The 21,926-nt window shown below is 48.8% G+C and carries 14 protein-coding genes; 5 read left to right on the forward strand and 9 right to left on the reverse strand.

Features of this window, described 5'->3' with window-relative positions:
• Positions 1-146: 146 nt before the first annotated feature.
• The 6 genes from ACO6VG_RS01175 to ACO6VG_RS01200 all read right to left on the reverse strand — a co-directional run bounded on the left by ACO6VG_RS01175 (position 147) and on the right by ACO6VG_RS01200 (position 12,873).
• Positions 147-2,291, reverse strand: a complete 2,145-nt coding sequence (locus ACO6VG_RS01175) for a hypothetical protein (protein WP_422472299.1) — start codon at positions 2,289-2,291, stop codon at positions 147-149.
• 100 nt (positions 2,292-2,391) lie between these two features.
• Entirely contained in the window at positions 2,392-4,773 is a 2,382-nt protein-coding gene (locus tag ACO6VG_RS01180) for a hypothetical protein (protein WP_422472301.1), read from the reverse strand.
• A 105-nt stretch (positions 4,774-4,878) separates the two neighbouring features.
• Entirely contained in the window at positions 4,879-6,786 is a 1,908-nt protein-coding gene (locus ACO6VG_RS01185; protein ID WP_422135225.1) for a hypothetical protein, read from the reverse strand.
• A gap of 108 nt (positions 6,787-6,894) precedes the next feature.
• Entirely contained in the window at positions 6,895-8,838 is a 1,944-nt protein-coding gene (locus ACO6VG_RS01190; protein ID WP_422472303.1) for a hypothetical protein, read from the reverse strand.
• 434 nt (positions 8,839-9,272) lie between these two features.
• Entirely contained in the window at positions 9,273-11,015 is a 1,743-nt protein-coding gene (locus tag ACO6VG_RS01195) for a hypothetical protein (protein ID WP_422472305.1), read from the reverse strand.
• 112 nt (positions 11,016-11,127) lie between these two features.
• Positions 11,128-12,873 carry a hypothetical protein gene (locus ACO6VG_RS01200; protein ID WP_422472307.1) on the reverse strand — a complete coding sequence of 582 codons (1,746 nt, stop codon included), beginning with the start codon at positions 12,871-12,873 and terminating at the stop codon, positions 11,128-11,130.
• Between the two features lie 150 nt (positions 12,874-13,023).
• On the opposite strand from ACO6VG_RS01200, the gene ACO6VG_RS01205 reads away from it, so the two are divergent.
• Positions 13,024-14,157: a hypothetical protein gene (locus ACO6VG_RS01205; protein ID WP_422472309.1), complete on the forward strand. Its 1,134-nt coding sequence runs from the start codon at positions 13,024-13,026 to the stop codon at positions 14,155-14,157.
• Positions 14,158-14,186: 29 nt separating this feature from the next.
• Here ACO6VG_RS01205 and ACO6VG_RS01210 read toward each other — a convergent pair whose 3' ends face one another.
• The 3 genes from ACO6VG_RS01210 to tsaD are packed head-to-tail and all read right to left on the reverse strand — an operon-like array spanning position 14,187 to position 16,094.
• A complete protein-coding gene (locus tag ACO6VG_RS01210; protein ID WP_422135231.1) occupies positions 14,187-14,684 on the reverse strand; it encodes a 2-amino-4-hydroxy-6-hydroxymethyldihydropteridine diphosphokinase in 498 nt (165 codons plus the stop codon).
• Complete coding sequence (gene folB / locus ACO6VG_RS01215; protein WP_422135232.1) at positions 14,681-15,046, reverse strand: dihydroneopterin aldolase; 366 nt, start codon at positions 15,044-15,046, stop codon at positions 14,681-14,683. Before folB ends, ACO6VG_RS01210 begins: the two co-directional genes overlap by 4 nt.
• Positions 15,039-16,094: a tRNA (adenosine(37)-N6)-threonylcarbamoyltransferase complex transferase subunit TsaD gene (gene tsaD, locus ACO6VG_RS01220; RefSeq protein WP_422138848.1), complete on the reverse strand. Its 1,056-nt coding sequence runs from the start codon at positions 16,092-16,094 to the stop codon at positions 15,039-15,041. Before tsaD ends, folB begins: the two co-directional genes overlap by 8 nt.
• A gap of 684 nt (positions 16,095-16,778) precedes the next feature.
• On the opposite strand from tsaD, the gene rpsU reads away from it, so the two are divergent.
• From rpsU to rpoD, 4 genes are all read left to right on the forward strand, one after another.
• Complete coding sequence (gene rpsU, locus ACO6VG_RS01225; protein ID WP_034839300.1) at positions 16,779-16,994, forward strand: 30S ribosomal protein S21; 216 nt, start codon at positions 16,779-16,781, stop codon at positions 16,992-16,994.
• 86 nt (positions 16,995-17,080) lie between these two features.
• A complete protein-coding gene (locus ACO6VG_RS01230) occupies positions 17,081-17,530 on the forward strand; it encodes a GatB/YqeY domain-containing protein (RefSeq protein ID WP_422135234.1) in 450 nt (149 codons plus the stop codon).
• 143 nt (positions 17,531-17,673) lie between these two features.
• On the forward strand, positions 17,674-19,623 hold the full coding sequence (gene dnaG, locus ACO6VG_RS01235) for a DNA primase (RefSeq protein ID WP_422135235.1): 1,950 nt from the start codon (positions 17,674-17,676) through the stop codon (positions 19,621-19,623).
• Positions 19,624-20,085: 462 nt separating this feature from the next.
• On the forward strand, positions 20,086-21,909 hold the full coding sequence (gene rpoD, locus ACO6VG_RS01240) for an RNA polymerase sigma factor RpoD (RefSeq protein ID WP_422135236.1): 1,824 nt from the start codon (positions 20,086-20,088) through the stop codon (positions 21,907-21,909).
• The last annotated feature ends 17 nt before the right edge of the window (positions 21,910-21,926 follow it).

The raw sequence follows: 21,926 nt of genomic DNA on the forward strand, positions 1-21,926 counted from the left end.
ATAATTTTATCCTTGCTTCCTGATATACAGAGAGGAAGAATAGTTCAAGAAAACAAGCGTGCTTTTATTTCAGAGAGCCTCTGTTAAAAATAAAGATTGTACAGGCAAAACCTCGTGAAATGAGGTTAGATCAGTTCGCTACTTCTTCACTTTAACTTCTTGGAGACTGATTCATCACCCTGACCCACATCAACAGGCTTGCGTTTTCGATAGACTCTTTGTTTGCTGTGGTATCTTTTTTTGTGACCCAACAGGGCAATGGCATTCTTGCAGACGGTCTCGCATGGTTGCTGCTGCCCATTCTGATCGACCACTGCCAATTCACAGTTTTTTTTTCCTGTATGGTATTTTCTTTTGTGATCCGACAAGGCTCTGATATTCTTGCAGACCTTTCCGCATGGTCGCTGCTGCCCATCCTGCCCGACCACGACAAAGTCACAGTTCTGTTTCCTTGAGTGGCATCTGCTTTTGTGCCCCGAGAGGGATTGAAGATTTCTGAAGACTTCCCCACATGGCCGCTGCTGGCCATCTTCTCCTACCACGGTCACGACACAGGTTTTTTGCTCTGAGTGATAGTTGCTTTTGTGAAGTAAAAAAGCTCGAGCATTTTTGCAGACCTCCCCGCATGGCCGCTGCTGTCCATCCTTCCCTACTACTGCTCGCTCACAGATTTTTTGCCCTGTGTGGTATTTGCTTTTGTGATCCGTCAGGGATCGAATATTTTTGAAGACCTTCCCACATGGCTGCTGCTGGCCGCCCTGCCCAACCACACTGATGTCACAGGTTTGTTGCCCGCTATGGCATTTGTTTTTGTGATATGACAGGGCTTGAGCATTCTTGCAGACCACCCTGCATGGTTGCTGCTGACCATCCTGCCCGAGTGATGTCAGGTCACAATTTTTTTCCCCTGAGTGGTCCTTTTTTTTGTGATTCCTCAGGGCCATGATATTGTCAAAAACCTTCCCGCATGGCTGCTGCCCATCCTGCCCCAATACTGCCAGTTCACAGATTTTTTGCCCTGTGTAGTATTCACATATTAATTGCCCTCTGCTGTCTGTGGCTGGTGTTGCCTCTGCCCGGGATGGATAGGGTTGGCTCTGATCCAATCGGGATGATTCAGTGGTTCTTTGTGGTGTTTCTGAATGGGAAAGCGTTAGGCAAAAACCGTTTTCTTCGAGCAGATCATTTAAATTGATTGACCCATTAATGATCTCAAAACCATTAGCGATGTCCAAATCCCCGGGCATTTGGACATCGTCATTGAGAGGCCCGGCAGGATAGGTTGTATTGGCGCTTCCTGAACTCAATAAGTCCAGGATTAACTCTTCCTGAGTGGTCCCGTCTTCTGAGTTGTCATCAAAGAATAGGGCAGAATCGAATGAAAGTTGAATGGCAGAAGGATCATTCACTGTTTTGTAAAAAAAGTCTTTCCGGGAATCAGTGGCGTTTTCAGGATCAAAACGACCTATGCAACCCAGACAGTGTCCATTAGCCAAATGAGGGCAAAAGATTTCTTCGAAATTCAGCGGCCAATCAACGGGCTCTCTTTTCTCGATCAATGGTCGGAATTGACAAACACCGTGACAGGGATAGACGAAACAATTTAAACCCCACGTATGTTGGTGTTGTTGGGAACCTCCGTTACCGTCGCCAGAGCCAGAATCCAGTGGACTGGTTAAACTGCCTTTATGTTGGATACCGGTTTGTGAAGCCTGCTGGCCAGATGATTCCGGGGCCGGGTATTGTGATAAGTCATCTCCAGAACCAAACATTGCAGTGAAGGTTGCAAATGGGAAATACTTCTGTATCAACATAGATGCCGACTGTTGTTTAATTGGATTAAACAGAAGTGAATCGCGTTTCCAGTAGTTTTTTAAAAGTACGCCGACAGCGACAACCGCTTCTACAGATAGCCATGAATAGGGGGCTGGGCCCGGAGGTGCGTCTCTGGTGGTCAGGATCAGTTGGTAAACAGCCAGCAGCTGATAGGCATAAAGCAACTGCCATGAAATCGACTCAATAAGAGGCATTTTTAATCCGTAACTGACAGCTCTTTGTCGTTTTTCATCAGGCGGTAAACCAGATACTGCATAGTCGTTAGTTTCAGGAATAACTGTTGGGTCGACCGGAAATGAATGCCGGGCTGGTTTTATCGAAAAGCTCTGTTTTTGAGAACCAGCACCCTGTTCAAACTCGACAATAAAACATCTTGTCAGCGCTTTGGTCTGACTGATAAAAGAAAACGACACTAGCAGCGACAGCGATGCAGCAAAGAGTGATTGTCTAATCATTCTATCCCTGCTTTCTCGTTTACAGGGAGGGAGGGTAGATTAGCTTATAAACAAGCGTGTCGTAAAAACCTGATCCCCATACAACCAGATTGTTACTTATTCATTTACCTTCTTGAGGGCTGAGGTCATTGTCCTGGTCCAGGGCAGCAGACTTGCGTTTTCGATGACTTCTTTTGTGATTATAAAGAACGCCTGTATTCATACAGACCTTCCCACATGGCCGCTGCTGGCCAAAATCACCGACCACGATCACGTCACAGCTTTTTTCATTGGTATGGGATCTGATTTTGTGTTGTGACAGATTTTGAGTATTCTCACAGACTCGCCCGCATAGCCGTTGCCGACCATCTTTCCCAACCATGACTGCGTCACAGATTTTTTGCCCGGTGTGGTCCTTTCTTTTATGTTCCGACAGGCTTCGGGCATTACTGCAGACTTTCCCGCATGGCTGCAACTGACCATCATTTCCGAGCACGGGCAAGCCGCAGGTCTTTTGTCCGGTATGGTAGTTGCTTTTGTGAATCGTCAGGGCCAAAGCACCGTTGCAGACCCTACCACATGGATACTGTTGGCCATCCTTTGTTATCACCATTCTGTCACAGGTTTGTTGGCCTGTGTGGGCATTTCTTTTGTGACTTTTCAGAGCGACAATACTCTGACAGACTTTTCCGCATGGTCCCCACTGACCACCCTCCCGGATCACACTTACGTTACAGGTTTGTTGTCCGCTATGGTTGTTTCTTTTGTGCTCCATCAGGGCTTGGAGATTCTTGGAGACCTTCCCGCATGGTCGCTGCAAGCCATCGTCTGTGACCACCGTTTCGTCACAGCTTTGTTGCCCGGTGTGTTTTCTTCTTTTGTGATCCGATAGGGCACGAGGATTCTTGCAGACCGTCCCGCATGGCAGCAGCTGGCCATCGACCCCAATCATGGTTTCGTCACAGGCTTGATGCTTTACGTGGTTTCTTCCTTTGTGATCCGACAGGGCTTTTACATTCTTGCAGACCACTCCACATGGCCGCAGTTGACCATTCTCCCCGAACACGTTTACTTCACAGGTTTGTTGCTCACTGTGGCTTCTTCTTTTGTGATTGAACATGGCTTTGGAATTCTTGTAAACTTTTCCGCATACCTGTCGCTGGCCATTCACTCCGACCAACATTTCATTACAGATTTTTTGCCCGCAGTGGGCTTTTTTTTTGTGATCCAACAGGCCCTGCTGACAATGTGTGGCTGTGAATATAACATTATCAGGTGCTGCCGGGACTTGTACTGTATTTGTCTGGGTAAGGGGAAAAGAAATCTCGCCTTCTTCGGGAGGACTGTTTAGATCGAGCGCCCCATTAATGCCCTCAAAATCACCAGTGGTGAAAGTAAAAGTGTCGAACATTGGTACATCATCATTGAGTGGCGCGTTAGCATCAGTTTTATTGGCGGTCACTGCACTCATAATGTTCAGGGTGGCTTCGTCTAAGTCAAACTCGTCTAAGTCAAAATCATCTGAGGCGACCCCGTCTAGGGCGACCCCGTCTAGGGCGACCCCGTCTAGGGCGACCCCGTCTAAAGAGCTGCCACCAATATCATCTGTCCGTGGCTGAAAGAACTGGCCAGAATCGAAAAGGCTTTGAGTCCCGGAAAGATCATTCAATGTTTTTAAAAGCGAGCCTTCTCGGGAGTATGCAGGACATACAGGCTCAAATCGATCTTTGCAACTTATGCAGTGTCCATTGGTCAAATGGGTACATGAGTCTTCTGAGAAGTTCAGTGGCCAGTCAGCAGGTGCTTCGCTATTGCTTGAGGGCCTGAATCGACAAACGCCATGACAGGGATAGAGGAAACAATTCAGGCTCAAAGTATGCTGGCGTCGATGAGGGCCCCGGTTACCTTCGCCAGAGCCAGAATTCAGAAAGCTGTACAGAGAGCTTGAACCTTGGTTGGTGGCTTGTGAAGTTTGCTGCCCATATGATTTAGATAGCGGGTATTTTGGTGGGTTATGTCCGGAGTCAAACATCACAGTGATGGTCGCAAACGGTAGTTCCTGGCTCGCCTGTTGTTCAATCGGTTTAGACAGAGGTAAGTCTGGATACCAATAGCGGTTTAAAAGCCAACCGACTGCAACAACCCATCCTAAACTTACCCATGAGTGGGAATCGTAGCTCAGGGGAGCGTCTCTGGTGGTCAGAATCATTTCGTAAGCAACCGCAAGTCCAGAGGCGTGAAGCAACTGCCATGAAAACAATGCAATGATGTTGGTATTTACTCGGTAACCATCAGATTTGTGTCTTTTGTCATCAGGCAAAGAATCGGATTCTGCATAGGCTTTGGTAGCGGCAATGCCAGACCAGTTGCCGGGCAATGTATGCATATCGCGATTTTTCGAAACGTTCTGTTTTGGTGAATCTGCATCCTCTTCAGGCTCGACAATAAAAGATCTTGTCAAGGCTTCGGTCTGGCAGACACCAGAAAACAACAGTAGCAGCAACAGCGATGCTGCAGAGAGTGAGTGTTTAATAATTCTATCCTTGCATCCTGAATTACAGAGAAGAAGGATAGATCAAGAAAACCTTGCGAAAGAACGGGTGCCAGATCAAGGACGGGGATCAGCGTCCTGCTCGACATCAACAGGCTTGCGCATTCGATGCATTTTTTTGTGATAGATCAGAGCTTGAGCATTCTTGCAGACCTTCCCGCATGGTCGCGACTGCCCATCTTTTCCCACCAGTGGCAAGTTACAGCTTTTTTGTCCGGAGTGATATTTTCTTTTATGATCCAACAGGGCATTAGAATTCTTGTATGCCCTCCCACACAAGTGTTGACGGCCATCGGGCAGAACCAGGTCACAGATTTGTTGCTTGGTATGAGCTCTTTTTTTGTGATCCGACAGGGCTTGAGCATTGTTGCAGACCTTTCCGCATGGCTGCACCTGACTATCCTTTCCGACCACTATCACTGCACAGGTTCTTTGCCCGGAGTGGTATCTGCTTTTGTGAACTGACATAGCGCGAGCATTCTTGCAGACTGACCTGCATGGCCTCTGCAAGCCGTGCTCCCCGAAAAAGGCTAAGTCACAGGTTTGTGGCCCGCTGTGTAATCTTTTTATGTGATCCGACAGGGTTTCATAATTCTTGATGATCTTTCCGCATGGCTGTTGCTGACCATCCGTCCCGATGACAGTCTCACTACAGATCTGTACCCCAGTGCGGTATTTGCTTATGTGATTTGATAGAACCAGAGCACTCTTGCAGGCCTTCCCAGGCAGACGCTGCTGGCTATCTTCCCCTGCCACAGTCGCGTAGCATATTGTTTGACTACTGTTGTTTGTCGCTTGTATTGCCACCGTCCGGTAACGATGATGTTGACCCTGATCCAATTGGCTTGATGCAGCAGTTGTTTGTAGTGTTTCCGGATGGGTAAACGGCATAGAAAAACCTGTTTCTTCATGAGGAATCTGCAGATCAACGGACCGATCAAAAAGCACGGAGTCATGAGCGGCCGAAAATGCATTCCCAAGCACTGGATCTTCATGATTGAATAATCCGGCAGTTTCAGTTTTATAAGTGACTCCGTCTATAGAGTTAACGTCAATGCCATGGGCCCAGGGCTCAAATAGTTGGTCTGCAATGAATTGGGTTTTAATGTCAGGCAAACCATTCATTGTTTCGAGAGGCACATTTCCCAGGGAATATTTAACGTTTTCAGAGTCAAAATAACCTATGCAACCCATGCAGTGCCCATAAGCCAGATGCGGGCATGAGCTTTCTCCGAATTTCAGTGGCCATTCAGCAAGTCCCGTGTTATTGGATAAGAGCTGGAATTGACAAACACCATGACAAGGATGGATGAAACAATTTAAACCCAACGTATGCAGGTGTTGTTGATGACCTCCGTTACCGCCGCCAGAATCAGAATTCACCAGCCTGATTGGAGCGCCTGTCGGTTGGGTGGTGGTTTGTGGAGCTTGCTGGCCGGGTGTTTCTGATGGCGTGTGTTGCGGTGCGTTATGTTCAGAACCAAACATCGCAGTGATGGCTGAAAACGGGCAAGACCCCTTTAGCAGCATAGAAGTCGACGGTTGTTCAAGCGAGTTAAACAACGTCGAATCAGGATTCCAATAACTTTTTAAGAGCCAACCAACAGCGACGGCAGCTTCCATAGATAGCCATGAATATAGGGTTAAACCCTGAGATGTGTCTCTGGTGGTCTGGATGAGCTCGTAAAGAACCAGCAAATGAGTAGCGTGGAGCAAATGCCATGAAATCGACTCAACAAGGGGTATTTTGACCCTGTAACTATATAATCTTTGCCGTTTATTATCAGGCAAATCGGGTGCTGCATCATAGCCTCTGGCGACGACAATGCCTGATGGGATGCCCGACAATTTACGCCGGTCACGCTTCACAGAAAAGTTCTGCTTTAGAGAATTTGCATCCTGTTCAAGCTCGACAATAAAACTTCGTATCAACGCTTCGGCCTGACAGATGTCAGATAGCGACATCAGCAGCAACAGCGATGCAGCAAAGAATGTGTGTTTAATAATTCCATCCTTGCATTCTGTTCGACAGAAAGGAAGGATAGATCACCACATGAAAAGACGGGTATGAGATCAAGAACCCGGACCACCGTCCTGACCCACATCAACAAGCTTGCGTTTTCGATGTATTCTATTGTGATGCAACAGTGCTCTACCATTCTTGAAGACCCTCCCACATGGCCGTTGCTGGCCACACTCTGTGAACAGGGTCGCGCTGCAAACTTGCTGTCCGCTGTGACTTGATTTTTTGTGATGCGACAGTACTTGAACATTCTTGAAGACCTTCCCGCACGATCGCGGTTGACCACCCTCCCCGATCACAGCCACTTTGCAAGTTTGTTGCCTGCCATGGAAGTTGCTTTTATGATTCGACAGAGCTTTAGCATTCTTGCAGATCTTCCCGCATGGCTGCGGTTGAGCATCCTCCCCAACCACAGCCAGGTTACAGATTGACTGGCCTCTGTGGTATCCGCTTTTATGAGCCGACAGGGCCAGAACATTCCTGCAGACCATCCCGCATGGCCGCAGCTGACCATCCTCGCCAATCACGGTAAGCTTACAGGTTTGTTGCCCGCTGTGGCTTCTTCTTCTGTGTTCCGACAGGGTTATAGGATTGTTGCAGACTGTCCCGCATTTCCTCAGCTGGCCATCGTCGCCAACCACCGCTGCGCTACAAGTTTGTTTGCCAGAGTGATCTCTTATTCTGTGATAAGAGAGAGCTTGACGATTCTTGCAGACCATTCCGCATGGCCGCGACTGGCTATCCTCGCCGATCACACTCACCTCACAAATTCGTTGCCTAGTGTCGTCTTTTATTTTTTGATGCGACAGGGCTTGAGCATTCTTGCGGGCCTTACCACATAGCTGCGGCTGACCATCTTCCCTGACCATGGTCACACCAGAGGTTTCCTGTTCGCTCTGGTCTTTCGTTTGTACTCTAACTGCCTTGGAAAGACGGTGTGGGCCCTGAACCAGTTGCGATGATTCTGTTTTTGTTTGTAGTGTTTCCGGAACTTCCATTCGAGGTCTGAAATGGTTCAGAGTAGAGGGCATCCCGTTTTTTTCGTGAAGACTTTGACGCCCCAGATTAAGTAAACCACTAATTATGATCAGGTCATCAGCGGTGGCAGGCCAACGTCGGGGCATTGTCAGATCATCATTAAGTGGCCCGTTATAATCTGTATTTGCTACTCCGGTCTGGCCTGTCGAAGGTTCAATGGCATTCAGCAACCATTCAGCAGGCCTTCTGCTATCGGATAATGATCGGAGTCTGCAAAAACCCTGGCAGGGATGTACGAAACAATTTAAACCAAAAGTATGCTGGTGTTGTTGAGGGTCTCTGTCACCGTCATCAAACTCGGAATACAGGAAGCTGGTGAATGAGCTTGCAGGGCAGGTGACTGTTCCCGGACTTTGCTGGCCGGATGATGCTGATGGCGAATATTGTTGCTGGTTATGTCCGGAGCCAAACGCCGCAGTGACGGTTACAAACGGGAGATCCCCCTGTGTCAGCATGGATGTCGCCTCATGCTGTTCAATCGGGTTAAAAAGTGATGATTCAGAGTTCCAATAGCTTTTTACAAGCCAACCGGCAGCGACAACCACTTTTACAGGCAGCCATGAATATCGTTTGCAGCATACAGGAGCGTGATTGGTGGTCAGGATCAGTTCGTAAGCAACCAGCAGTTGAGTGGCGTAAAGTAACTGCCATGAAATCGACTCAATAAGATTCATTTTGAGCTCGTAACTGCTCAATTTGTGTCGTTTTTCATCGGGCAGTGAATCTGACCCTGTACAGCCGTTTGTATCAGCAATGTCTGACGGGTTGCCCGACTTTGAGAGCAGATCAGACTTTATAGAAAAGCTTTGTTTTGGAAAGCTTGCATTCTGTTTAAACTCAACAACAAAACGTCTTGTCTGCACTTCGGCCTGACAGATGACAGAAAACGTCAGAAGCAGCAATAGCGATAACGCAAAGAGTGAGTGTTTAATAATTCTATCCTTGAGTTCTGGCATACAGAAAGGAAGGATAGATCAGGAAAACAAGTATGCTTTTCTTTTAAAAACCTTCTATTAAAAAAGCCAAAGGTTGCCCCGGGCAAAACCATATGAAAGATCTGCTGCCAGACCCGATCATTAGCAAAATCGTCGTAAACCCTCGCCCAATCGAGGGTGTCGCAAAACTCCAACAGCTCGTTCCCATGCTCTGAGTTCGTCATTCCCGCGAAGGCGGGAATCCAGCGCCAACGGTGGATCTCTGCCTTCTCGGGGATGACAAAGCCAGGGGAGCACCGGGCATTATGGTTCTGGTGGTGAGTCAGTGTGGATTCCCGCCTTCGCGGGAATGACGAGAATGAAATCGGGAATGACGAGAATCAAGTTGGGAATGACGGGGGTGAAGGCGGGAACCAGAGTTTTGCGACACCCTCGACAGGGCGGGGAGCAGTCACTTATTTACTTACGTGAGGTTCGGGGCCATCATCCTGGTGCACTTCAACAGGCTTGCGTTTTCGATGTAACCCTTTGTGTACCGAAAGGGTATGAGCATTCTTGAAGACTCTTCCGCATCGCCACTGTTGGCCATCCTCTCCGACGACCGATACGTCGCAGGTTTTTGGCTCGCTGTGGACGCTACTTTTATGTTGCGACAAGGCAAGAGCATTCTTGCAGACTTTCCCGCATGGCCGTTGCTGACCGTCCTCACCGGCCACTGTCACGACACAGCTTTTTTGCACACCGTGGTCTTTTTTTTTGTGCGTCGACAGGGCCTGAGCATGCTGGCAGACTTTCCCACACGGCTTCTGCTGACCATCCCTTGCAAACACGGGCAGGTCACAGGTTTTTTGCCCGGTGTGATAATTGCTTTTATGAATCGACAGGGCCGCAGTATTCTTGCAAGCCTTCCCGCATGGCCGTTGCTGGCGATCTTTTGCGACCACTTTCACTTTACAGATTTGTTGAACACTGTGCTCTCTTTTTTTGTGAACCGACAGGGCTTGAGCATGCTTGCAAATCTTCCTGCAAGGCCGTCGCTGACCATCCTCTGCAACCAGAATCTCTTTACAGGTCTTTTGGCCAGAGTGAAAGCTGCTTTTGTGACTCGACAGGGCGCTGGCATTCTTGCAGACCTTATCGCACCGTCTCTGTCTGCCATCCTCTCCGACCAGGATAACTTCACAAGTCCGATGACTACTGCGATCTGCAGTTTTTAACCTGCGTGCCCTGGAAATACGGGGTGGATATTGACCTGATTGGGATGATCCTCTTGCTGTTTGTTGTGTTTCTGAAGTTTCCATTGGAGGTGTGAAATAACTTTGCGTAGATGAAATCCGGCGTTCTTCCTGAAGACAATGACCACCCAGATTGAGTAAAACACTGGCTATAAACCAGTCATTACTGTTGACAGGAAAATAACTCGGCATTGGCACATCATCACTGAGTTGCCCTCTGCTGCCTGTCGAATGTTCTACCGAGTTCAGCGGCGATTCAACGAACTCCCTGCTATCGGGTGACAGTTGGTATCTACAAAAGCCATAACACGGGTGGACGAAACAATTTAAACCTAAAGTATGTGCATATTGTCGAGGGCCACCGTTACCACCGCCAGGGTCAGAATACAGGAGGTTGGTGAGATAGCCTGTATGATGGACGGCTGCCCGAATCGCTGGCTGGCTGGATGATTCTGATGGTGGGTATTTTTCCGGGTTTTGTCCGGAGCCGAACATCATGGTGATGGCCCTGAGTGGATAATCCGGACGCATTTTTTGTTGTTCAATTGAGTTTAAGAGCAATGAATCGGGGTTCCAATAACTTTTTATAAGCCAACCGATAACGACGACCGCTTCTAAAGGTAGCCATGAATAAAGAGGGACATCTTTGCCAGTCAGTTTCAATTCATAAGCGACCAGCAAGTCAGTGGCACAGAGCAACTGCCACGAAATCAATTCGATGAGGGTGGTTTTTACACTGTAACTGTAAGATCTATGTCGTTTGTCATCGGGCGGCGAATCAGATTCTGCATTGCCGTTGGTAACAGCAATATCTGATGGGTTGACCGGCAATTCAGGCCGATCATGTTTGATCGAAAAGCCCTGTTTTAGTGAAGCTGTATCCTGTCCAAGATCGACAATAAAACGCCCTGTCACCGCTTCGACCTGACAGACGACAGACAACGAGAATAGCAGCAACAGCATTACGGCACAGATTGAGTGTTTAATAATTCTGTCCTTGCATTCTCTTTTACAGAGAGGAAGGATAGATCAAGACCCCCTAAAAGGTTTGATTGCGGACCTGATTATTAGTTATTCACTTTATCTCCCGAGAACGATTGTCCTTGTCCTGGTCGAGATCTTCAGGCTTGCGCTTTCGATGCATTCTTTTGTGCCCGGTCAAGGCTTTAGCGTTCTTGCAAACTACCTTGCATGGGCACTGCTGATTCAGACCGGCTATTGTCAGGTCACAGGCTTGTTGCCCGCTGTGCTCTTTTTGTTTGTGATCCCTCAGTTCGCGAGCAGTCATGCAGGTCACCCCGCATATCCGTCGCTGACCATCCTCCCTGACCACAGCCACCAAACAAGTTCTGTGTCGGATGTGGAAATTGTTTTTGTGAAGATAAAGAGCGTAAAGATTCTTGAAGACCTTGCCGCATGACCGCTGCTGGCCATCCTCTCCAACCACTGTCAGGTCGCAGGTTTTTTGTCCGCTGTGTCTTGCGCTTTTGTGAGAAGACATGACTCGGGCATTCTTGCAGATTTTCCCGCATGGTCGCTGCTGACCATCTTCCCCGATCACGATCACCTCACAGATTCGTTGCCCGATGTGAACTCTGCTTCTAAGATTCGACAGTCCTTTGGCATTCTTGCAAACTGTTCTCAATGTCTGCGGCTGGTGACCTTCCGCGAGCACTGCCAGGTTAGGTTTTTTTTGTCCTGTATGGTCTGTGGCTTCTACTGTGTCTGCCCGGAAAAGGGGTGGTTGGCCCTGACCTGATCGGGATGGCTCGGTGATTATTTGTTGTCTTTCTGAATCGGCAGGAGTAAAGAAAATCGGTTCATCTACGAGAAGACTCTCTCGACCGGGCAACTCGTTATTAGCTGCCAAATCATTAGCAGTGTAAAACCAGTCTCCTGGCATTGTTAAATCATCATTGAATAACCCGCTATCGCCAGCTGTAAAGGTTGTACCTGTGCTCATCGAACCTGAAGCGCCCCCATCGATAGGGTTGCAATCAAACTCATGGGCCTGAGGTCCAAATACGACATCAGAATTCAATAGGACCGGAATGTCAGGAACATCATCTGTCTGGTCTGTCGAACGCTCTTCGCAATACTGCGACCAAACTGCAGGCTCTCTGATATTGGATGATGGTCTGAATTGACAAACGCCATTACAGGGATGGAGGAAACAATTTAAACCTAAAGTGTGCGGGTGTTGTTCAGGCTCACCGTTACCATCACCAAAGTCAGAATAAGAGACCTCAGTAACATAGCCAGCAAGGAGGGGAGTGGCTGCCGATACTTGCTGAGTGGATGATGCTGATGGCGAGTATTGTGTCTGTCCGTGTCCGGAGCCAGTCGTCCCGGTAATAGCCGTAAACGGGTAATCCCGGCTCGCCTGCTGTTGAGCCCAATCAAACCACTTTGAACTAGTGTTCAGATAGCTTTTTAAAAGCCAGCCGACAAGAAGAATTGCTTCCAGAGGTAGCTGTGGATAAAAGCTTGCACCACGAGCGGTGAGGCTGGAGGGCAGGATCAGTTCGTAAACAACCTGCAGGTGAGCGGTGTAAAGCAACTGCCATGGAATCGACTCAACAAAGGTCATTTGTAACCCATAACTGTCAGATCTGTGTCGTTTTTCATGAGGTGCTAAAGCGGGTCCTGCATAGGCGTTTGTGTCGGCAATATCTGATGGCTTGCGTGACAACGCAGGCGGCTCACGTTCTATGATAGAGTTCTGTTTCGGAGAACCTGCATCTTGTCCAAGCTCGATAATATAATGTCTTGTCAGTGCTTCGGTCTGGCAGGCGATCAACAACGCCAGTAGCATCGACAAGGGTACTGCAAAGAGTGAGTGTTTAATAATTCTATCCTTGATTTCTGGTTTACAGGAAGGAAGGAAGGATAGATCACCTGATGAAAGAAGGTTCTATAACAGCTTCCTTGCAGTTAATGTATTTTATTCAACGAAATAGATTGAGATGACATGGACATTTTTCTGGTCGGCGGTGCCGTTCGAGACAGGTTATTAGGCCTTCCACTCAAAGATCACGACTGGGTAGTGGTTGGTAGCAGTCCTGAGCAAATGACTGAACAGGGCTTTCAGCCTGTTGGCCAGGACTTCCCTGTCTTCCTTCATCCGGATACCAAAGAAGAATATGCGCTGGCTCGTACCGAAAGAAAGTCCGGTCATGGTTACACTGGCTTTGTTTTTCATACCGCCCCCGATGTCACTCTGGAAGAAGACCTGATCCGCAGAGACCTGACCATTAATGCCATGGCCCAGGATGATCTTGGCAATATCTATGATCCCTACGGTGGTCAGAAAGACCTCGAACAAAAACTGCTTCGCCATGTTTCCCCGGCATTCCAGGAAGACCCCCTGCGCATTCTTCGTGTAGCTCGATTTGCCGCCCGCTTCCATCACCTGGGGTTCAGGGTGGCTCCCGAGACTCTCGAATTGATGTCCTCTATGATCGACAGAGGTGAAGCCTCCTATCTGGTTCCCGAGCGAATCTGGCAAGAAACCACACGCGCCCTGTCTGAACCTGACCCTGAGATATTTTTTGAAGTATTATCTGAGTGTCACGCCATAAACGCCGTTATGCCGGAATGGGCTCCTTTCCTGAGAGAGAATTCGACAGGCATAAAAGCACTTCGCACGGCAGCCATTCAACAGGCGTCTTGTGACGTTCGATTTGCAGTCACCTTCGCTTCTGAAAAAGAACTCTCCAGAGACTTACTGACTGCACTGAGTAAACGACTGAAAACACCTTCCCAGTTTTCAGAGCTGTCCAGCCTGACTTTTCAGCACAGTGCTTATTTAATCGAGCTCGCCGAAGCCCTAGAAGCAGAACAGCTAATGATTCTGTTTGAAAACACCGATGCATTCAGGCGGTCAGAACGTTTTGACGCCTTTCTGAAAGCCAGCCGCTGCATTGCCGTAGCTCAGAAAAAAACACTTTCTGAAAGCCATCAGAGCCAGATAAAATCCTTGCTTTCTCTTTGCCTTTCGACCAATGCCAAAGAGATTGTTGCCCGGGGCTTTAAGGGCAAGGCGATAGGTGAAGAACTGAGAAAAACGAGAGTATTACGAATGCAGGAACAACTGGATCACTAGAATTATTCAGCCCATGAACGGGCTGCTGATCAGATGGCTTCGAACTCCAGCTCAGGCAGAAGACGAGGTTGACTACCCAGCTTAACGCCTGGTTCAAATACCAGATTAATAGCGCCGGTAAAAACACTGACTGGCCTGCCCATCTGAAAATTCCATAACTGCTTTACCAGGGGTCGATAGTAAACTTCTTCGATGCTGCTGATCCTCACATCGCGAACATCATCAACCACCTGTAAAATATCGAGATCAGCCCGGCATTCAAGACTGCCTCTGACTCTTCCTAGCCGGTCTTCTACCTGCTTGCACCAGCCATTAATCGATGCGGATGACACTTCGCTCTCAAAGCAGGCGACAGCATTATAGTAATCAGCCGCTCTCTCCTTAGCCACAGCACCACCCTCGGCAGACGTTTGAATCAGACTGCTGACCAATAAGGTACCAAACTGCTGACGGAGAGTCTGTATCATTTGCCAACAGTTTTGCTCGGCCTCATCATTGGACCCTACGCCAATGTAAAAAAGTGTCATGGCTGACGCATCTCTTCCCTGGTTCGTTCGCACCACACGGAGGCTAAAGCACCTTTCAATGCCTGTGGTTTTCGGATCAGTACTCCGACCCTGTCAACATTGAAATTCGCCTGAATTAACTGAATGATGCCACCTGCCAGGGCTTCGAGCAAAGCATATCGGGATGCTTCGCAAAAAGCACGAACGGTCTGGCTGATAGCATCGTAATCCAAGGCATCGTTCAGGTCGTCAGATCGAAATGCCCGGGAAAAATCAGTTTCCAGCTCTAAATCAATGATCAAAGGCTGGGCCGCTTCGTGCTCAAATTCGTAAACACCAATCACAGCCTGGGTTTCCAGCTGTTCAATTCGAACCTTATCCATTCACCCTGCCCTCTGGTTTCAGGTTAACGGCTTCCAGTGTTTCCATGTTCCAGCGTGGCATCGGGGCCACTTCAAGGGGCTCCGTCTGACCGGCAAGCAGACGCTGGCAACCGGCATAGGCGATCATTGCACCATTATCTGTACAAAACTCAGGTCTGGCATAACGAAGGCTGCCACCTTCTTTTGCCGCCATGGCTTCAAGCTGATTTCTCAACCGGCGATTGGCACTGACACCTCCGGCAATCACCAACTGTTTCAAACCGGTCTGCCTGAGAGCCCGACGACACTTGAATGCAAGAGTATCAACCACGGCATCTTCAAAAGCCCAGGCAATATCCGCTCGATCCTGCTCGCTCAGCCCACCTTCTTCTTTACAGGCTGCTATGGTATTGAGTGTAAAGGTTTTCAAACCACTGAAGCTGAAATCCAGACCGGGACGATCGCACATAGGCCGTGGGAAGCGGAAACGCCCTTCAGTCCCCTTCTGTGCAAGATTGGAAACCCTTGGACCACCGGGATACCCTAATTCCAACATAGCGGCTACTTTGTCAAAAGCCTCACCAGCAGCATCATCAATAGACTCGCCCAACAGCTGATATTGCCCAATACCATCAACCCGCACCAATTGGGTATGACCACCCGACACCAGTAAGGCAAGGAAAGGAAAATCAGGTGGATTTTCTTCCAGCATAGGAGCCAGCAAATGACCCTCCATATGATGGACACCCACACAAGGAACACCCAGCGCCCAGGCCATGGAACGACCTATACTGGCTCCCACCATCAGTGCACCAATCAGACCCGGGCCTCTGGTGTAGGCCAGGGCATCAATCTGTTTGCGTGTGATGTCGGCTTTTTCCAGCACCTGGCTGATCAGTGGGAGAACCCTTTGGATATGGTCTCTGGAGGCCAGTTCAGGCACGACACCGCCATACTCGGTATGCATTTCAATCTGACTGTACAGAGCATCCGCCAGCAACCCTCTCTCGCTGTCATAAAGTGCAATGCCTGACTCATCACAGGATGTTTCAATCCCGAGGACTATCATCTGTTAGACCCACTACTGTTTTCAAAAAAAAGCTGTTTTCATTAAGGCAATGCCACGATCCGTTAGCATTGGCCTGTCAGATACAGCTGACACTTCCCGCTGGTTTCTGAAAGAAACTGTGGATTACCGTCATTCAGACAGCTTTTCAGCTCATCAACCTCAGCACAAATAACAGGCACCCTGATAATAAGAATCTACCTATAAGGCTATTATTCGCTACCTGCTGCAGGATCTCGGGATGATACTGCAAAGCGGCCTTTACAGGAAATGCCAGACACCGCAACCCCGGGGACTCTTAAAGGAATGAAAGCAAGTCAGGTTTTTGCATTTATTGAAAATAGTCTATAAAATTCCCACCCTTAAAAATACGCGGCTAGTCTGAACATTTGTTCAGGCTTATTTTGCGGGTCGGAATTAGCTTCTTCCCACGGCTTTCAGGGCATCAGATTAACTGTACTCCGGAAAAAAGTGTGAATGCTCAACCGCCTGCTCTCGTTTGGCGTGATTCATTGATATGAAAATCGTCAGGTCGAAAATAAATCCTTGCCAAGCCATCCCTGGCTTGTGAACAACAGGGCAGAATTTTCTGAAAGAGAGTAGATGGTACTAATAGCAGATGTTGTGATGCCGGGCTGCAAACCTTTATTAATGTACTCACTATTTTTATAGGAAGGTGATCTCTGCATGCCTGCTGTTAAAGTTAAAGAAAATGAACCGTTTGATGTAGCACTGCGCCGCTTTAAGCGCTCTTGCGAAAAGGCTGGGGTACTGGCTGAAGTACGTCGTCGTGAACACTACGAAAAGCCTACCTCCGTTCGCAAGCGCAAGGCCGCTGCTGCTGTCAAGCGTCATTTGAAAAAACTGCAGCGCGAACAGCGTCGTCGCGAGCGTCTGTATTAAGAACGGATTTCCGGCTTTAATAACTTCGATTCCCAAATTTCTGCTCGAAACTTTCTTTCGGGAAAGAATCGTATTGAGGTAAGAACATGAGCGAATGCCAGGTCAGGGAACAACTGACTGCTGCAATGAAGGATGCCATGCGCAGCCGCGACAAGGTTCGATTGGGAACGATTCGCCTGGCTCTTTCCGAGCTTAAGCGAATAGAAGTAGACGAAAAGTCGATTGACGACACCCGCGCCCTTGCAGCACTTGACAAGATGGCCAAGCAACGCCGCGATGCCATCAACCAGTTCGAGTCTGCAGGGCGCACTGATCTGGCTGATCAGGAGAAACTGGAACTGACCATTCTTCAGGGCTTCCTGCCCTCGCAGCTCAGCACCGAAGAAATCAGCCAACTCGTCTCGGAAGCCATTCGCGAAACCGAGGCACAAAGCATGCGCGACATGGGAAAGGTCATGGGCATTATCAAGCCTAAAGTTCAAGGCCGGGCAGACATGAGTCAGGTCAGCCAGACCATCAGACAACTGCTTAACTGAGTCAGCTCTGCGCAAGTCTGCCATCAACATTGGCAACAATCACTGACAACCGTCCATTAGCGATGATAACATCAGCACTCTGTTAAGATTTCTGGCAGCGGCCTTTTCACTTCAATGGCTGGCACTCACATTTATGGGCATTTATGGCCGGACGCATCCCCCAGACATTTATTGATGACCTGCTGAACCGGCTGGACATCGTGGACGTTGTCGATAGCCGGGTAAAGCTTAAGAAGACCGGTCGAAATTACTCCGCTTGCTGCCCTTTCCATCAGGAAAAAACCCCATCATTCACTGTCAGCCCGGACAAGCAGTTTTACTATTGCTTTGGCTGCGGTGCCAGCGGCAACGCCCTGGGCTTTGTCATGGATTTTGACCACCTGGACTTCCCGACAGCAGTTGATTCTCTGGCCAGCCAGGTTGGACTGGAAGTTCCCAGAGAACAGCACAGTCAAAAACGCGGCCCGGATCACAGCCCGCTTTATGAGCTGATGACCAAAGCCAACGTTTTTTTCAACGAACAACTGATTAAAGCTTCTGATGCACCCAAAGCCATTGAATACCTTAAGCAGAGAGGACTGGATGGCCAGACCTGCAAACGTTTCGGTATCGGCTTTGCCCCGCCTGGCTGGGACAACCTGAAGAATCATCTGGCAGAGAACCAGGAGAAAGAAGACCAGTTAGTTACCACCGGCATGCTGGTGGAAAAAGAAGAAACCAAAAGCCGCTATGACCGCTTCCGCGACCGAATCATGTTTCCCATTCATGATACCCGAGGCCGAATCATCGCTTTTGGTGGCCGGGTACTGGGCGACGCCAAACCCAAATACCTCAACTCACCGGAATCCCCCATTTTCCAGAAGGGACGGGAGTTATATGGACTGTATGAAGCCAAAAAGCATAATCGCCACCTTGAACGCATTCTTGTTGTCGAAGGCTATATGGATGTTGTTGCCCTGGCCCAACAGGGCATTAACAATGCTGTCGCCACCCTGGGTACAGCAACAACCCCGGACCACATACAGAGACTTTTTAAAACCGTATCAGAAGTTGTGTTCTGCTTTGACGGCGATAATGCTGGCGGACGCGCAGCCTGGCGAGCCCTTGAATCCACTCTTCCCCATATGAAAGATGGCAATCAGGCACGTTTTCTGTTTTTACCCCAGAGCGAAGATCCGGACAGCATGGTCAGACAAGAAGGTGCCGATGCCTTTCTGGAAAGAATAAAAACCACCGCCCTCAGCCTCGACACTTTCCTGTTTCAGGAACTCAGTAACGGTATCGACCTGAATACCATGGACGGACGTTCACGACTGGCCACCGATGCACAACCTCACCTCCACAAGATTCCCGACGGTCTGTTCAAACAGATGTTGATGCAGAAACTGTCAGAGATCACTGGTTTGAATACCGATACTCTTGAAAATTATTTAAACAAAAAGAGTGAGCCTGAACCTGCCGCTGATAACGCATACGACGATTACCCTATACCTGCTGAAACCGACTATTATCCGCAAGCGCACTATGAGCCTGAGTCTGCCCAGCACTTCCAACCTCAGACGTATAGTTTTGAGCGCAAACCCTTTAAAAAGGGTTTTAAGGAAAAGAACGAACCGCCCGTTCCTGCGCCATTAAAAGTGGGTCGATCTCTATATGCCATCCGGCACCTGCTTTGTAATCCTGAATTAGCGACCAGCGTAAAAGCAATCAATGAACTGGAAGGTGACGGGCATCCTGATACACAACTGTTAATTGCTCTGATAAAAACGCTTCAGGAACAACCTAAACTGGCCACTATTGCCCTGATCGCACAATGGCATGGTACTCACCACGGCATTCGACTTCAGGAAATCGCATCGTTGGAACTTGGGCATCAGCCCAACGACCAAGAATTCCATGAAGCTATAGAACGAATCAGGGATACGGTCCGGGAGCTTGAGCACAAACAGACGGCCAACTCTCTTAAACAAACTTTTTCACAGAAAAAACCCGGTCAGATAGACTCGGCACAACGCAGTGTTCTGGAAGCCCTGCTTGAAAAGAAAAAGAAAAAACTCGGTATCGAGTCCACGAACACCAGTACCAAGAAATAACGTTCTGAAAACCCGGAAAAATCCCGGACTGAACGACAAACGCCTTATTTTTTAGCAATAACTGTAAGTAAAATGTAAATTGTTTTTTATCACTTTATTTATGGCGACGCACATATTTTTAGGTATATACTTGAACTTCACTGTGCTATGTGGGAAGCCGTTATTAACCACACACCTGATTCTGAAACCGGTCTGAAACAGCCATGAGCGAAGAAGGCATCTTACTGACTCACCTGTTGTGAGAGGGTGCTTTTACGGTAAAAAGCCAAGGAAGGGGACCCTCACCATGCGTAGTTTTTCATGGACCGTTTTTCCGGTGCCCCATCCACTGAACATCGTGCAGATCCGCGAGAGTGTACTCTTTTACACTTTATTGTGGAAAACCTCATGTTTTTTGAGCTATAATTGCCTGCTTACGTTTTTTTTCGTCCGGCACTCCACTTTCGCTGTTAAAGGGTTGATATGTCAGCTAACTCGCAACAACAATCCCGACTGAAAGAGCTTATCTCTCGCGGTAAGGAACAGGGATACCTGACTTACGCTGAGGTAAATGACCATCTTCCTGAAGACATCTCCGACCCTGACCAGGTTGAAGATATCATTCGCATGATCAATGACATGGGTATCACCGTCTACGAAACAGCGCCGGACGCCGATACCCTGTTGTTGTCAGAAGCGGACACTGATGAAGCTGCTGCCGAAGAGGCAGCAGCAGCTCTTGCAGCTGTTGAACAGGAAGCAGGCCGAACCACTGACCCTGTGCGCATGTACATGCGTGAAATGGGCACGGTCGAACTGCTGACTCGCGAAGGCGAAATCCAGATCGCCAAACGCATTGAAGAAGGGCTGCGTGAAGTCATGTCAGCCCTGGCCAGATTTCCTGGCTCGGTTCAGATTGTTCTGGACGAATATGACCGGATTATAGAAGAAGAAGGCCGCCTGACTGATCTGATCAGCGGCTATATCGATCCTGATTCCGATGAGCCTGTCGCCCCCCCCTCTCCTGCTGTCGAGAACATCGAAGAAGACTTTGACGACGATGACTCTGATGACGATGACGATGACGACGCTGGCGGTCTTGATCCGGAAGAAGCCAAAGAGCGCTTTGATCTCCTTCGCGCTGGTCATGAGAAGGTACTGAGCACTTTGGCAAAGCATGACTTTGGTTCCAAAGAAGCCAAAGCTGCAATGGATGAACTGACCACAGCTTTCATGCCTCTGAAACTGGTTCCCCGTGTTTTTGACATGCTGGTTTTCCGCATCAGGAATACTCTGGACACCATTCGGGGCAATGAGCGCGCGATCATGCAATTCTGCGTACGCCGCGCGAAAATGCCTCGCAAGATCTTCCTCAGTACTTTCCCGGGCAACGAGACCAGCCTGAAATGGATTGATGACATCACTTCTGGCAGCGCCGGCTATGCTGAAGCCATCAATCACTACCGGGATGAAATCATACGTGCCCAGAAGAAGCTGATCACTATTGAGAAAGAGTTCGGCTGTACGCTGGTCCAGATCAAGGACATCAATCGCAGAATGTCTCTGGGCGAGGCCCGCGCCCGTCGTGCCAAGAAAGAAATGGTCGAAGCCAACCTGCGTCTGGTTATTTCTATCGCCAAAAAATACACCAACCGTGGTCTGCAGTTCCTGGATCTGATTCAGGAAGGCAACATCGGTCTGATGAAAGCGGTAGACAAATTCGAATACCGTCGCGGATACAAGTTTTCGACCTACGCTACCTGGTGGATCCGTCAGGCTATCACCCGCTCCATTGCGGACCAGGCCAGAACGATTCGTATCCCGGTTCACATGATTGAAACGATCAACAAACTGAACCGTATTTCCAGACAGATGCTCCAGGAGATGGGGCGTGAACCGACTCCTGAAGAACTGGCTGTTCGCATGGAAATGCCAGAAGACAAGATCCGCAAGGTACTGAAAATCTCCAAAGAGCCTATCTCCATGGAGACACCCATCGGCGACGATGAAGACTCCCATTTGGGTGATTTTATCGAAGACGCGACCATTCAGTCACCTATCGATCGGGCTACCGGCACTGGTCTGAAAGAATCTACCCGCAACGTACTCTCTGGCCTGACGGCTCGGGAAGCGAAGGTACTACGCATGCGTTTCGGTATCGACATGAACACTGACCACACTCTGGAAGAGGTGGGCAAGCAGTTCGACGTTACCCGTGAACGTATCCGTCAGATCGAAGCCAAGGCTCTGAGAAAGCTGCGTCACCCGACGCGCTCGGATCACCTGAGGAGCTTCCTGGACGAGTAATATCTTCCAGTTCCAAA

Origin of the sequence: Endozoicomonas sp. ALB032 (genome assembly GCF_049310125.1) — a bacterium.
Lineage (GTDB): Bacteria > Pseudomonadota > Gammaproteobacteria > Pseudomonadales > Endozoicomonadaceae > Endozoicomonas_A.